The organism is Kribbella polygonati, from assembly GCF_050320105.1.
Classification (GTDB): domain Bacteria; phylum Actinomycetota; class Actinomycetes; order Propionibacteriales; family Kribbellaceae; genus Kribbella.
In genome coordinates this window covers 5,032,796-5,047,024 of the sequence record NZ_CP190129.1, presented here as the reverse complement: position 1 = coordinate 5,047,024, position 14,229 = coordinate 5,032,796, and the positions used below count along the sequence as shown (strand labels likewise).

Genomic DNA, 14,229 nt, shown 5'->3' with positions numbered 1-14,229 from the left:
TCCGCGGCTCCTTCACGAAACTTTTGCATGCGCGGCTGCACGTGCATCCGCCCGGAGCGCTGAGAAGGCTTACCGGTCAGGCAGTTCTGTAGCGAGATCGAGATGTGCCAACACGCCGGTGATGCGATGGACGACGTCCCCGTGGAACGGCAACGACAGGTGGCCGACCCCGTGCACCCGGACGTTGGTCGCCAGCAGGTCGGGGTGCCGGATCCGGGCCCGGCGCTGCGGCACGATCAACTGGTCGACGTCGCTGTAGAACGCGAGGAACCTGGTCCGGCAGTCCGGCGCCGGCTCGTCGAGCTCGGCCAGCAGGTCGCTGTCCGGCCGGATCTGCTTGACCAGCGGCCACGGCAGCAGCTTCGCCGCCATCGTGCCCTGGTGCGGCGTGCCGAGCGTGACGCAGGTGTGCACCCGGGCGTCGCCACCGAGCCGCTGCACGTAGTACCGCGCGATCAGCCCGCCGAGGCTGTGCCCGATGACGTGGATCTGGTCGGACCCGGAGGCCTCGCAGATCGCCTCGATCTCCCGCCCCATCCGCTCGGCGGTACGGCGTACGTCGAGGGTCAGTGGCGAGTACGAGAACGTGTGGATGCTGCCGAACCCGTGCCGGACCAGGTGCCGGCGCATCAGCGCGAAGATCGTGTGGTTGTCGATGATCCCGTGCGCGAGCAGGATCGGCGTACCGGCGGCCTGTACGTCGCTGACCAGCAGGCCGCGCTGGGCCGGGCCGAGACCGGCCAGGTTCAGCCGGGCGGGCATCAGTGGCGCCCGTCCGACCAGGCCTAGCGGGTACATCGCGAGATGGGTGGTCAGCCAGCCGAGCTCGACCGCCGCGCCGTGCAGCACGCTCGGCGAGAGCGCGGAGCGGGCGCCGTACGCGAGTCCGTCCAGCGCGCCGCGGACGTCGTCCTGCCAGTTGCTCATGGGCGACTCCTCACCAAACCAGACCCCCCGGTGGTCCGATCACTTTCAACGGTAACCGGTTCCCGTCGAGCGTGTGGGCGAACACACGCGTCCGTGTCTTATCTGTGAGTAACGCAGCGGGTTAGCCTGCCCACATGTCTGCTTCGAGCCCGTTGCGCGTCGTCGTCGCCAAGCCCGGTCTGGACGGTCACGACCGCGGTGCCAAGGTCGTCGCCCGCGCGCTGCGGGACGCCGGCATGGAGGTCATCTACACCGGGCTGCACCAGACCCCGGAGCAGATCGTCGAGACCGCGATCGCCGAGGACGCGGACGCGATCGGCCTGTCGGTGCTGTCCGGCGCCCACATGACCCTGTTCAAGCGGGTCCGTGAGCTGCTCGCGGAGCGGGAGGCCGAGGACATCGTGGTGTTCGGCGGCGGCATCATCCCGGACGCCGACCTGCAGCCGCTGGCCGAGCTCGGCGTACACAAGATCTTCACCCCGGGCGCGACGACCACCGAGATCGTCGAGTGGGTCCGTTCCAACGTGGGAGACGCCTCGGCCACCGCTTAGGTGGTGTGTGACCGTTCTGAACACTTCTGAACAGTCATGCCCGTTTCTGCAAGGTTACTAATCGGTAATACCGAATCGTTAGGAAATGCCCGGTTGTGCGGGCTTCCCAAACGCGGTCGCATACAGCCATGCGGCTGTGCGTTTCAGAGACCGTAGAGAGTGCTGTGTGTGGCTCAGAACACATCGGCCGGTTCTCGGTTACTGTCCGGACAGGGTGGATCGCAGCGTGGTGGGGAACTGTGAACCATCACCGCAGGACCAAGCGACGTCCCGAATCGGGAGAGGGCAGGTAAACGATGAGGTTTGAACGATCACACGCACGCGGGGCGGCCTTCGTCGCCGTCGCAGGCAGCCTGGCGCTGCTTGCTGCCGCGTGTGGTAGTGGCGGCAACGGAAGCAGCAGCAGCGGGGGCAGTTCGACCGGGGCACTCGAAGGCCGGGGCCCGATCACGTTTGCCACCGGCAAGGACACGTCCGGCTTCCTGCCGAAGCAGGTCGAGGCCTGGAACGCGGCGCACCCGAACGAGAAGGTCGAGGTGAAGGAGCTGCCGGAGAGCGCGGACGCGCAGCGGCAGCAGATGGTTCAGGACGCCCAGACCAAGGCGGGCGCGTACACCGTGCTCAACATGGACGTCGTCTGGACGTCGGAGTTCGCGGCCAACCAGTGGGTCACGCAGATCCCCGAGGACAAGATTCCTGACCTCGGCAAGCTGATCCCGGCGACGGTGGAGACCGCGAAGTACCGCGACAAGCTGTACGGCGTGCCGATCACCTCCGACGGCGGCCTGCTGTACTACCGCAAGGACCTGCTCACCAAGGCGGGTGTCACCGCGGCCCCGAGCACCTGGACCGAGCTGCTCGCGGACTGCCAGAAGGTGGCCGCGCTGCCCGAGGCCAAGGGCATGAGCTGCTACGCCGGCCAGTTCGAGAAGTACGAGGGCCTGACGGTCAACTTCTCCGAGGCGGTCAACTCGGCGGGCGGCGTGATCGTCGGCAAGGACGGCAAGCCGAACGTCAACACCCCGGAGGCCAAGGCCGGCCTCGAGGAACTGGTGAACGGGTTCAAGACGGGCGCCATCCCGAAGGAAGCCATCACCTACAAGGAGGAGGAGAGCCGCCGCGCCTTCCAGGACGGCAAGCTGCTCTTCCTGCGCAACTGGCCGTACGTGTACTCGCTGGCCAACAAGACCGACGGCTCGTCGAAGGTCGCCGGCAAGTTCGCGGTCGCGCCGCTGCCGGGCAAGTCCGGCCCGGGTGTCTCCTCGCTCGGTGGTCACGACTACGCGATCAGCGCGTTCGCCAAGAACAAGGCGACCGCGGTCGACTTCATCAACTTCATGGCCAGTGAGGCCCGCCAGAAGGCGAACCTCGAGGCGACCTCGCAGGCCCCGACCTGGGCGTCGCTGTACGACGACCCGACGCTGCAGAAGCAGTTCCCGTACCTGACTCCGCTGAAGGCCTCCATCCTCGGTGCGCAGCCGCGACCGAAGGTGGTCAAGTACGGCGACGTCACGGCGGCGATCCAGGCCGCGGCGTACGACGCTCTGAGCGGCACCACGACGCCGGACAAGGCGCTGGCCGATCTGCAGACCAAGCTGCAGTCGCTGATCACGAACTGATCGTCGTGCGGGGCCGGTGGGTGGAGCAGTCGTGACCACGCACCGGCCCCGGTTCGTCCCTGCCCGGGTGTCACCCGGGGAGCAAAGGAGTCTCAGGTGACAGTAAGTGCGCCGGTCGCGGAACGACCGGTCAAGAAACCGAAGCGCCAGCAGCGCTTCGACGAGGGCACCGGCCGGCTGGCCGCGATCCTGCTCTCCCCGACGCTGATCGTCCTCGCGCTGGTGGTGCTGTTCCCGATCATCTCGGCGCTGCGCGAGTCGCTGTTCCAGAGCGGCCAGCACCTGGACGCGAACGGGTTCGTGGTCCAGGGCTCGCAGTGGGTCGGGCTGAAGAACTACGCGGACATCTTCCGCGGCGACACCGGGCACCGGTTCTGGAACGCGTTCTACAACACGACGTTCTTCACCGTGGTCTGCGTCGTGCTCGAGACGATCCTCGGCGTCGCGATGGCGCTGATCATGCACAAGGCCTTCAAGGGCCGCGGCATCGTCCGGGCCAGCATCCTGGTCCCGTGGGCGATCCCGACCATCATCTCGGCGCTGCTGTGGAAGTGGATCTTCCAGGCCGACGGGATCTTCAACGCGATCATCGGCACCCAGGTGCTGTGGTCGACCGACGGCTGGCAGGCCAAGTTCTCGATCGTGATCGCCGACACCTGGAAGACCGCGCCGTTCATCGGCCTCCTGGTCCTGGCCGGGCTGCAGACCATCCCGGCCGAGGTCTACGAAGCCGCCAAGGTCGACGGTGCGAACGCGTGGAAGACGTTCACCAGGATCACGCTGCCGCTGGTGAAGCCGGCGCTGCTGGTCGCGGTCCTGTTCCGGATCCTCGACACGCTGCGGATCTTCGACCTGCCGTTCGTGCTGGTCGGGCCGCACAAGGACTCGGTCGAGACGCTCTCGATGCTGGCGTACGACGAAGCGTTCAACGTGCGGTACGGGCCGGCGGCGGCGTACGCCACCGTGCTCTTCCTGTACGTCGCGGTGGTCGCGTACATGTTCGTGAAGATCCTCGGCGCCGACGTGATCGGCGAAGCCCGGGCGAAGAAGCCCGGTGGTGGCGGCGGTGGCAAGGGCTGGCGCCGGAAGAACGCGGTCAAGGCCGCGCCGGGCACCTCGGTCGGTGCCGTCAGCATGGGAGGTGGAATGTAATGGCTGCCGTAGCTCCTCAGCCCGCCGAGGCCGGCCCACTGCGCCGGTTCGCGCCGCTGATCGGCGTCGCGGTGATCGTCATCTACTGCCTCGCGCCGTTCTACTGGATGCTGGTGTCGGCGTTCCGCCGGCCGTCGGACCAGTTCTCGAACAAGATCATTCCGGCGCCGTTCTCGTTCCAGAACTTCAAGGACGTGTTCAGCGGGGACAACGGCTTCGGCCGGGGTCTGCTGAACAGCCTGATCGTGGCCGGGTCGGTGACGATCCTGACGCTGATCATCGGCATGGTCGCGGCGTACACGCTGGCCCGGCTGGACTTCAAGGGCAAGAACATCGTGCTGGCGATCATCATCACCACGTCGATGTTCCCCGGTATCTCGCTGGTCGTGCCGCTGCTGAAGCTGTTCGTCGACATCAAGTGGATCAACACGTATCAGGCGATGATCGTGCCCAGCCTGTCGTTCGCGCTGCCGCTGGCGGTGTGGAACCTGACCGCGTTCTTCCGGCAGATGCCGCAGGAACTCGAGCAGGCGGCGATGGTGGACGGCTGTACGCCGGCCCAGGCGTTCCGCAAGGTGATCATCCCGCTCGCGGCACCGGGCGTGTTCACGACCGCGATCATCACGTTCATCGCGGCCTGGAACGAGTTCCTGATCGCGCTGAGCATGACCAACAAGAAGTCGATCCAGACCGCGAACGTGATCATCTCGCAGTTCACCGGCACCACCGGCCGGGACCAGCCGTTCGGCAGCCAGATGGCCGCCGGTGTGGTGGTCACGATCCCGCTGGTGATCGCGGTCCTGCTGTTCCAGCGCCGGATCGTCGCCGGCCTGACCGCGGGCGGCGTCAAGTGAGCCGCGACCGCTGGGACCGCGAGGACCGCGACCGCCGCGACCGCGACGACCGCGACCGAAGAGACCGCGAAGACCGCGACCGCCGCGACCGAGAGGACCGCGACCGGCGGGACCGCAACCGTTAACAAGAACGGCCGGAGCCACCAGGCTCCGGCCGTTTCCGTTGGTCAGACCTGCAACCAGACCGTGGTGTCGGCGGGGATCTCGTCGTTCGTCAGTGGCTCGCTGCTGAGTAGCGCCTTCTGGTGTGGTGGCAGTGCGATCGGGGCGTTGGTCAGGTTGACCACGCAGCGGAAGCCGGGGGCGCGGGTGAATGAGAGGACGCCTTCGGGGGCGTCGGTGTCCCAGGCCAGGCGGCCTTCGCCGAGGGCCGGGTGGGCGTGGCGGATGCGGAGCGCCGCCTTGTAGAGGTTCAGATGGCTGTCGGGGTCGCCCGCCTGCGCCTCGGCGGTCAGCGGTGCCCAGTCGGCCGGCTGCGGCAGCCAGGGCTGACGGCTGCCCGGACCGAAGCCGTACGGCGGTTCCGCGCCGGACCACGGGATCGGTACCCGGCAGCCGTCGCGACCGCGGACCGTGTGCCCGGAGCGCTCCCACGTGGGGTCGTCGAGCTTGTCCTCCGGCAGGTCCTCGACCTCGGGCAGACCGAGCTCGTCACCCTGGTAGATGTACGCGCCACCAGGCAGCGCCAGCTCCAGCAGCGCCGCGGCCCGGGCCCGGCGCAGACCTAGCGCGAGATCCGTGGGTACGACGCCCGCACCCTCCAGCGCGTCCTTCAGCGCGCGCCCGTACCGGGTGCGGTGCCGGATCGTGTCGTGGTTGCTCAGCACCCACGTCGCCGGCGCCCCGACCGCCCACAGGTTCTCGGTGGTGTGGTCGATGACCTCGCGCAGTTCCTTCGCGTCCCACTTCGCCCGCAGCGCGTCGAAGTTGAACGCCGAGTGCAGTTCGTGCGACCGGACGTACTGCGCGAGCCGCTCGGCCGGGGACAGCCACGCCTCGGCCACGAACACCCGCGGACCCTGCGGCGTGTCGAGGTACTCGTCGGCGATCGCCCGCCAGCGCTGGTGGATCGTGTGCACGCCGGGCTGGTCGTAGAACGGGTTCCCGACGTACTTCTCCCGCGTCGGCTCGCCGTTGTCCAGCGGTACGTCGGGCAGCGCCGGGTCCTTGGCCATCGAGTCCGCGACGTCGATCCGGAACCCGTCGATGCCGCGGTCGAACCAGAACCGCAGGATCGCGTCGAACTCCTCGATCACCTTCGGGTGGTCCCAGTTCCAGTCCGGCTGGGAGATGTCGAACAGGTGCAGGTACCACTGCCCGTCCTCGATCTGCTGCCAGGCCGGCCCGCCGAACGCGGCCGGCCAGTTCGTCGGCGGCCTGCCGTCGGCGGAGTCGCGGAACCAGAACAGGTCGCGCTCCGGCGAGCCCTTTCCGGCGGCCAGCGCCGCCTTGAACCACGGGTGCTCCCAGGAGCAGTGGTTCGGCACCAGGTCGATCAGGATCCGCAGCCCGAGCGCGTGCGCCTCGGCGATCAGCGCGTCGGCGTCGGCGAGCGTGCCGAACTCCGGGTTGATGTCGCGGTAGTCAGCCACGTCGTACCCGCCGTCGAGCAGCGGGGACGGGTACCAGGGGCTGATCCAGAGCGCGTCGACACCGAGGTCGGCCAGGTACGGCAGCCGGGCGCGGATGCCGTTCACGTCGCCGGTGCCGTCACCGTCCGCGTCCGCGAACGAACGGGGGTACACCTGGTAAACGACGGCGCTACGCCACCAGTCGTCAAGTGGTCTGCTGTCTGGATCGGTCATGCGAACAAGCCTCGCACGGCGCGGCGAGAGCCTGTGACAGTCGTCTCAGCCAGTACCCCGGCTGTTGCTCTCGGCACAAGGGTGGCTAGTGTCAGGAATCCGTACAGGCGAGAGAGGGACCACACTCGTGGATCTGATGGAATTCCAGGCGAAGACGGTCTTCGCCAAGCACGGGGTGCGGACGACCGTGGGTGAGGTCGTCACGACTCCGGAGGAAGCGCGCGCGGCAGCCGAGAAGATCGGCGGCCGGGTGGTCGTGAAGGCCCAGGTCAAGACCGGCGGCCGCGGCAAGGCAGGCGGCGTCAAGCTGGCGAGCAGCCCGGACGAGGCGGAGGAGAAGGCCCGCGAGATCCTCGGGCTGGACATCAAGGGTCACGTCGTCAAGATCCTGAACATCGTCCCGGCCGCGGCGATCGCCGAGGAGTACTACTTCTCGTTCCTGGTCGACCGGGCCAACCGCAACTACCTGTGCATCGCCTCCGCCGCCGGCGGCATGGAGATCGAGGAGGTCGCGCACACCAACCCGGACGCGGTCGCGAAGATCTCGATCGACCCGGCCACCGGTGTGGACGAGGCCAAGGCGCGGGAGATCGCCACCACGGCGAAGTACCCGGCCGACGTGATCGACGCCGTCGTACCGGAGATCGTCAAGCTGTACGAGGTGTTCATCGCCGAGGACGCGTCGCTGGTCGAGGTGAACCCGCTGGTCAAGCTCGAGGACGGCAACGTCGAGGCGCTGGACGGCAAGGTCACGCTGGACGAGAACGCGGACTTCCGGCACCCGGAGCACGCCGAGTTCGAGGACGTCACCGCGGCCGACCCGCTGGAGGCGGCGGCCAAGGCCAAGGGCCTGAACTACGTGAAGCTCGACGGCTCGGTCGGCATCATCGGCAACGGCGCGGGCCTGGTCATGTCGACCCTGGACGTCGTGGCGTACGCCGGTGAGGAGTTCGGCGGCCAGAAGCCCGCGAACTTCCTCGACATCGGAGGCGGAGCCTCCGCCGAGGTGATGGCGAACGGCCTGGAGATCATCATCTCCGACCAGCAGGTGAAGAGCGTGTTCGTGAACGTCTTCGGCGGCATCACCGCCTGCGACGCGGTCGCGAACGGCATCGTGCAGGCGTTCGAGCTGCTGGCCTCGCGCGGCGAGCACGTCACCAAGCCGCTGGTCGTCCGGCTGGACGGGAACAACGCCGAGGAGGGCCGCCGGATCCTCGACGAGGCGGGTCTCGCCGGTCTGGAGCGGGTCGACACGATGGACGGCGCCGCCAAGCGCGCCGCCGAGCTGGCTGCGAAGTAAGGGATCGCCGAACAATGTCTATCTTCCTGACCAAGGACAGCAAGGTCATCGTCCAGGGCATGACCGGCTCCGAGGGCACCAAGCACACCACCCGGATGCTCGCCTCGGGCACCAACATCGTCGGCGGCGTGAACCCGCGCAAGGCCGGCCAGACCCAGGACTTCGACGGCAAGTCGGTCGCGGTGTTCGGCACCGTCGCGGACGCGGTCAAGGAGACCGGTGCGAACGTGTCGGTCATCTTCGTCCCGCCGAAGTTCACCAAGGACGCCGTACTGGAGGCCGTTGAGGCCGAGGTGCCGCTGGTCGTGGTGATCACCGAGGGCGTGCCGGTGCACGACACCGCGGCGTTCTTCGCCGCCGCGCAGGCGTCCGGCAAGACCCGGATCATCGGCCCGAACTGCCCCGGCATCATCACCCCGGGCGAGTCGAACGCCGGCATCATCCCGGCCAGCATCGCCGGCCAAGGCCGGATCGGTCTGGTCAGCAAGTCCGGCACGCTGACGTACCAGATGATGTACGAGCTCCAGGAGTTCGGGTTCTCGACGGCGATCGGGATCGGTGGGGATCCGATCATCGGGACCACGCACATCGACGCGCTGCAGGCGTTCCAGGACGACCCGGACACCGACGCGATCGTGATGATCGGTGAGATCGGCGGCGACGCCGAGGAGCGGGCGGCCGCGTTCATCAAGGAGAACGTGACCAAGCCGGTCGTCGGGTACGTCGCGGGCTTCACCGCGCCGGAGGGCAAGACCATGGGTCACGCCGGCGCGATCGTCTCCGGCTCGTCCGGGACCGCGGCCGCGAAGCAGGAGGCCCTCGAGGCCGTCGGCGTGAAGGTCGGCAAGACGCCGTCCGAGACCGCCAACCTGATGCGCGAGATCATGCAGGGCCTGAACAAGTAGCACCTGCGGACACGGGACCTGCCCCTGCCGGGGTGGGTCCCGTTCCTATTTGTAGGCGGCGGAGCGGTCGACCGCGCGGGCCAGTGTCTCGTTGAACGCGGCGTCGGTCAGGTCCAGGTCCTTCAGCACCGGGAACAGCAGGTACACCGCGCGGTCCCCGGACCCGGCGATCCCGATCCGGTAGTGGTACTTCTTGCCGTCGCCGCTGTCGTACGTCGCGGTCCAGCTCTTGCCCGTGATCGTGCTGGTCTTCAGCGTCCCGGTGGACTGGACCTTCGCGTTCGAGACGTTCTTCTCGCAGGCGTCGACGTTCTTCCGGATCTTCGCGACGAAGTCCGATGCGGCCGCAGCGGTGGCGAACTTCACCACGGTGTCGTCCATCCCGAACTCGGTCGGCACCTTCGCCTCCGGTGCGACGTACGTGAAGGTCCCGGACTTGACCGGCTTCGCCTTCTTCAGGCTGAGCTTCTCGCAGCCGGTGCCGTCGCCGGCCTGGGCGGCGGTGCTCACCCACGGCTTGTCCACCTCGGCGAGCAGCGGCAGGTCGACCGGGGCCATGAAGCCCGGGTTGTCGGTGTTCGGCAGCAGGGCCGGTTTCGCGACCGGGGCGCCGGTGGCACAGCCGCCGGTCTCGTTGCAGATCTTCTTCGCCGCGGCGTTGGTGGTGGCCAGTACGACGTCCGGCGTCGGCGGGGTCGCCGCGAGCGTGTCGTGCTCGACGACCATCGTCGCCTGCCCGGCCAGCGTCACCGAGACGGTCCGGTACTTCGTCGTCTTGGCGCCCGGGACCTGCCCGAAGACCGCGATCACCCCGGTCTGGCCGACGCCGGAGGTGACGTAACCGGCCGACAGCCGGGTCTGCGGAGTGGTGCACTGGCTGAGCCAGTGGACGACCGTGTTGTACGTCTTCGCGGCCGTGGCCTTGTCGTTGGACACGTCGATGTACTGCACCGCGGTGTCCTTGGTGGTCGGGTTCTGCAGCGTGCGGACCCAGGTCCGGACCCCGGACGGGTCGGCGAACCGCTGCAGCTGGCAGGCGAACGAGGTGTCCGGCGCCGAGTCCCCGCCGGCCGTCCCGGTGACCTTCCAGGCGCCCGTCGCGCCGAGCATCTTCGCCGCGGTCGCGTCCATCAGCACCTTGTCGTCCGACAGCACGTTGGACTGGCTGGACTTGTCGTCGGTCGGGCTGCTGCCGGCCTTCGGCCCGGGCGACTTGTCGCCGCCGAACGCGTTCAGCGCCGCGACGCCGCCGCCGCCGACCAGGACCACGACCGCCACGCCTGCCGCGATCGTCTGGTTCCGCTTGCGCGCCTGCAGGCGCCGCGCCTCCCGGGCAGCGGCGCGGGTGCCGCCGCGTTGTCCACGGTGGGAACCGGCCAAAGCTCGACCTCCTGACTGATTCCACCTGACAGTACCCGGTGGACCCATACCGTCCCCACCCAACTACCACCAGGCGAACACGCCGAACCGAGGGTGAGCAAGCGGGCTGAAGTCTCCCACATCCGGCGTGTCAGGACGAGTCAGGTCCGCGGCCGGGGAGACGATAAGGGCCAGATGACCGACATGCTGAGCCGCCCGGGCGCGCGGGACGGCGAGACGCCCACGTCGGAGATCACCGCTCAGACCAAACCGCTGCCGGTAGCGGCCGTGATCTCCGCCGGAGCCTGCCTGCTCACCGGCCTGCTGACCTGTGCCGCGGTCGCGGTGATCGGCTGGCTGGGCGCCACCTTCGGCGGTGCGTCCGGCGCGGTCCGGGCCGGTGCCGCCGCCTGGCTGGTCGCGCACAAGGCAGCCGTCACCATTGGCAACAGCACGATCGGCACCGGCCGGATCAGCGTCGCGCCGCTCGGTCTCACGCTGTTCTTCGCCTGGTGCCTGTACCGCGGCGGCAAGTCCGCGACCCGCACCAGCGGCGCCGACCGGACCAAGGAACTGATCGGTCTCGCGCTCGGGTTCGCGGCCGTCTACGGCCTCGGCGGTCTGGTCGTGGCGTTGCTCACGGAACAGGGCTCGCTGAAGGTGTCGCCGCTGTCCGGGTTCCTCGGCGCGTTCTCCCTGGCCCTGGTCGCCGGTCTCGCGGGCATCATCGTCGAGTCGGGTGCCGGCCACGACCTCGCCGACGCCACCCCGGCGGGTCTGCGGGACGCCGTACCGGCCGCGATGGCGGCGGTGCTCACGATCGTCGGCCTCGCCGCGGTGCTGTACGGCGTACTCCTCGCGATCCACTTCTCCCGGGTCACCGGGATGCTCGAGCTCCTGAACGCCGGGGCGATCGGCTCGGTCGTGCTGTTCGCGATCTGCCTGATGCTGATGCCGAACATGGTGCTGTACGTCGTCGCGTTCCTCGCCGGACCCGGTTTCCAGCTCGGGACCGGTACGTCGATCGCGCCGACCGGCGTGAACGTCGGCAGCCTGCCGGCGCTACCGCTGCTGGCCGCGGTGCCCGCGGACGGGTCGACGCCGACGTACCTGCTGGCGCTGACCGCGCTCGTACCGCTGCTCGCCGGGGTGGTCGCGGGGTTGGTCGTCGTACGGCGGGGCCTCGCGGAGCCGGACTCGGACGCGCTCGGCTGGGACGCGTTCGCGCTGCGCGGCGGGATGGCCGCGGTGATCGCGGGCGTCGTACTGTTCGCGCTGCTGGCGATGTCGGGCGGCTCGGCCGGACCGGGCCGGATGTCCGTGGTCGGCGTCCCCGGCGCACTCCCGGCCGCCGGAGTCCTGACCGCCGGCATGGCCATCGGGGCCGCCGTCACCGCCGCGGTCCGCGCCGCCCGCCGGTCACCCGACCCCGACCCACCCGCCTGACCAGCACTTCACGCCTCCGAGGGCTCCCGACAGCGGTGCATCGGCCGCGCCTGACACCTCGCGCCGCCCGGCGAGCGGTGACCGGATGACGGGTGGGTGGACGCCGGGCGATAGGCTTCCGGCCGTGACTTCTGCTGCACCTGACTCCGGTTCCGCACGCCTTGTCGTGCTCGTCTCCGGGTCGGGGTCGAACCTGCAGGCCTTGCTGGACGCCTGCGCGGACCCGGCGTACGGCGCCCAGGTGGTCGCCGTCGGCGCCGACCGGGACGGCATCGCCGGCCTGGACCGGGCCGCGGCCGCCGGCGTGCCGACGTTCGTGCACAAGGTGAAGTCGTACGCCGAGCGCGCCGACTGGGACCGTGCGCTGACCGCGTCGGTCGCGGAGCACAAGCCCGACCTGGTCGTGTCGGCCGGCTTCCTGAAGCTTGTCGGCGACGACTTCCTGGGCGCGTTCGGCGACCGCTACATCAACACCCACAACGCGCTCCTGCCCGCCTTCCCCGGGATCCACGGTCCCCGGGACGCGCTGGAGTACGGCGTGAAGGTCGCCGGGGCGACGCTGTTCTTCGTGGACGGCGGCGTCGACACCGGGCCGATCATCGCGCAGGTCGTGGTCCCGGTCGCGGACGACGACACCGAAGAAACCCTGACCGAGCGGATCAAGGAGGTCGAACGCCGCCAGCTGGTGGAGTGGGTCGGCCGGCTGGTCCGCGACGGCTGGACCATCACCGGACGAAAGGTTCGACTGAAGTGAGCACCGACCGCAGGCCGATCCGCCGCGCGCTGATCAGCGTCTACGACAAGACCGGTCTGGAGGAGCTCGCTTCGGCGCTGCACGCCGCCGGTGTCCAACTGGTGTCGACCGGTTCCACCGCGGCCCGGATCGCCGCGGCCGGCGTACCGGTGACCAAGGTCGAGGAGCTGACCGGGTTCCCGGAGTGCCTGGACGGCCGGGTCAAGACCCTGCACCCGCTCGTGCACGCCGGTCTGCTCGCGGATCTGCGCAAGCCGGACCACGTCGCGCAGCTGCAGGAGATGCGGGTCGAGCCGTTCGACCTGCTGATCAGCAACCTGTACCCGTTCACCGAGACGGTCGCGTCCGGCGCGTCGGTCGACGAGTGCATCGAGCAGATCGACATCGGCGGCCCGTCGATGGTCCGCGGCGCGGCGAAGAACCACGCGAGCGTCGCGGTCGTGACGTCGGCCGCGCAGTACCCGTCGCTGCTGGCGGCGCTCGGCGAGGGCGGCTTCTCGCTCGAGGAGCGCAAGCAGCTGGCCGCGGCGGCGTTCGTGCACACGGCCGAGTACGACATCGCGGTCGCGTCCTGGATGGGCAACGTCCTCACCGACTCCGGCGAGGGCTCGGGCTTCCCGGCCTGGGTCGGCTCGTCCTGGGACAAGTCCGCGGTCCTGCGGTACGGCGAGAACCCGCACCAGCCGGCCGCCCTGTACCTGAACGGCCGCGGCGGTCTCGCGGCGGCGGAGCAGCTGCACGGCAAGGAGATGTCGTACAACAACTACGTCGACGCCGACGCGGCCCGGCGTACCGCCTACGACTTCAGCGAGCCCGCGGTCGCGATCATCAAGCACGCGAACCCGTGCGGCATCGCGGTCGGCAAGGACATCGCCGAGGCACACCGCCGCGCGCACGAGTGCGACCCGGTCTCGGCGTACGGCGGTGTGATCGCGACGAACCGCCCGGTCACCGTGGACCTCGCGAAGCAGGTCGCGGAGATCTTCACCGAGGTCCTCGTCGCGCCCGCCTTCGAGGACGGCGCCGCCGAGATCCTGCAGGCGAAGAAGAATATCCGCCTGCTGGTCGCCCCCGAGGTCTCCGCCGACGAGCGGGTCGAAATGCGCGCGATCAGCGGCGGCCTCCTGCTCCAGCACCGCGACCGCTTCCAGGCCCCCGGCGACGACCCATCCTCGTGGACCCTGGCGGCCGGGGCCCCCGCCTCTGCCGAGGTCCTGGCCGACCTGGCCTTCGCCTGGAAGGCCTGCCGCGCCGTCAAGTCCAACGCGATCCTCCTCGCCGCCGACGGCGCCTCGGTCGGCGTCGGCATGGGCCAGGTCAACCGCGTCGACTCCTGCCGCCTGGCCGTGTCCCGCGCGGGCGACCGCGCCACCGGTTCAGTCGCCGCCTCCGACGCCTTCTTCCCCTTCCCCGACGGCCTCGAGGTCCTCATCGAAGGCGGCGTCAAGGCAGTCGTCCAACCCGGCGGCTCCATCCGCGACGAAGCCGCCATCGAAGCCGCCACCAAGGCCGGCATCACCATGTACTTCACCGGCACCCGCCACTTCTTCCACTGAC

Annotated in this window: 12 protein-coding genes; 9 read left to right on the top strand and 3 right to left on the bottom strand. The window is 69.3% G+C overall.

Features of this window, described 5'->3' with window-relative positions:
- Positions 1 to 69: 69 nt before the first annotated feature.
- Positions 70 to 927, bottom strand: a complete 858-nt coding sequence (locus ACQHIV_RS23855; RefSeq protein ID WP_427885240.1) for an esterase/lipase family protein — start codon at positions 925 to 927, stop codon at positions 70 to 72.
- Positions 928 to 1,061: 134 nt separating this feature from the next.
- Here ACQHIV_RS23855 and ACQHIV_RS23850 point away from each other — a divergent pair, with 134 nt between their 5' ends.
- The 4 genes from ACQHIV_RS23850 to ACQHIV_RS23835 all read left to right on the top strand — a co-directional run bounded on the left by ACQHIV_RS23850 (position 1,062) and on the right by ACQHIV_RS23835 (position 5,103).
- Positions 1,062 to 1,478 carry a cobalamin B12-binding domain-containing protein gene (locus tag ACQHIV_RS23850; protein WP_427885238.1) on the top strand — a complete coding sequence of 139 codons (417 nt, stop codon included), beginning with the start codon at positions 1,062 to 1,064 and terminating at the stop codon, positions 1,476 to 1,478.
- A gap of 296 nt (positions 1,479 to 1,774) precedes the next feature.
- Positions 1,775 to 3,097: an ABC transporter substrate-binding protein gene (locus tag ACQHIV_RS23845; protein ID WP_427885236.1), complete on the top strand. Its 1,323-nt coding sequence runs from the start codon at positions 1,775 to 1,777 to the stop codon at positions 3,095 to 3,097.
- A 96-nt stretch (positions 3,098 to 3,193) separates the two neighbouring features.
- Positions 3,194 to 4,249, top strand: coding sequence for a carbohydrate ABC transporter permease (locus tag ACQHIV_RS23840; protein WP_427885234.1), 1,056 nt, complete (start codon positions 3,194 to 3,196; stop codon positions 4,247 to 4,249).
- Entirely contained in the window at positions 4,249 to 5,103 is an 855-nt protein-coding gene (locus ACQHIV_RS23835) for a carbohydrate ABC transporter permease (protein WP_427885233.1), read from the top strand. The genes ACQHIV_RS23840 and ACQHIV_RS23835 overlap by 1 nt, the downstream gene beginning before the upstream one ends.
- Positions 5,104 to 5,270: 167 nt before the next feature.
- Here ACQHIV_RS23835 and ACQHIV_RS23830 read toward each other — a convergent pair whose 3' ends face one another.
- Entirely contained in the window at positions 5,271 to 6,908 is a 1,638-nt protein-coding gene (locus tag ACQHIV_RS23830) for a glycoside hydrolase family 13 protein (protein WP_427885232.1), read from the bottom strand.
- 127 nt (positions 6,909 to 7,035) lie between these two features.
- Between ACQHIV_RS23830 and sucC the strand changes: the two genes are divergently transcribed.
- Together sucC and sucD are read left to right on the top strand one after the other, a co-directional pair.
- Positions 7,036 to 8,208, top strand: coding sequence for an ADP-forming succinate--CoA ligase subunit beta (gene sucC, locus ACQHIV_RS23825; protein ID WP_427885230.1), 1,173 nt, complete (start codon positions 7,036 to 7,038; stop codon positions 8,206 to 8,208).
- 14 nt (positions 8,209 to 8,222) lie between these two features.
- Entirely contained in the window at positions 8,223 to 9,113 is an 891-nt protein-coding gene (gene sucD / locus ACQHIV_RS23820) for a succinate--CoA ligase subunit alpha (protein WP_380200112.1), read from the top strand.
- A 45-nt stretch (positions 9,114 to 9,158) separates the two neighbouring features.
- On the opposite strand, the gene ACQHIV_RS23815 is transcribed toward sucD, so the two are convergent.
- Positions 9,159 to 10,493: a hypothetical protein gene (locus ACQHIV_RS23815; protein WP_427885228.1), complete on the bottom strand. Its 1,335-nt coding sequence runs from the start codon at positions 10,491 to 10,493 to the stop codon at positions 9,159 to 9,161.
- Positions 10,494 to 10,667: 174 nt separating this feature from the next.
- Between ACQHIV_RS23815 and ACQHIV_RS23810 the strand changes: the two genes are divergently transcribed.
- The 3 genes from ACQHIV_RS23810 to purH all read left to right on the top strand — a co-directional run bounded on the left by ACQHIV_RS23810 (position 10,668) and on the right by purH (position 14,228).
- Positions 10,668 to 11,918 carry a DUF6350 family protein gene (locus ACQHIV_RS23810; RefSeq protein ID WP_427885226.1) on the top strand — a complete coding sequence of 417 codons (1,251 nt, stop codon included), beginning with the start codon at positions 10,668 to 10,670 and terminating at the stop codon, positions 11,916 to 11,918.
- A 124-nt stretch (positions 11,919 to 12,042) separates the two neighbouring features.
- Positions 12,043 to 12,672 carry a phosphoribosylglycinamide formyltransferase gene (gene purN, locus ACQHIV_RS23805; protein WP_427885224.1) on the top strand — a complete coding sequence of 210 codons (630 nt, stop codon included), beginning with the start codon at positions 12,043 to 12,045 and terminating at the stop codon, positions 12,670 to 12,672.
- Complete coding sequence (purH, locus tag ACQHIV_RS23800; protein ID WP_427885222.1) at positions 12,669 to 14,228, top strand: bifunctional phosphoribosylaminoimidazolecarboxamide formyltransferase/IMP cyclohydrolase; 1,560 nt, start codon at positions 12,669 to 12,671, stop codon at positions 14,226 to 14,228. Before purN ends, purH begins: the two co-directional genes overlap by 4 nt.
- The last annotated feature ends 1 nt before the right edge of the window (position 14,229 follow it).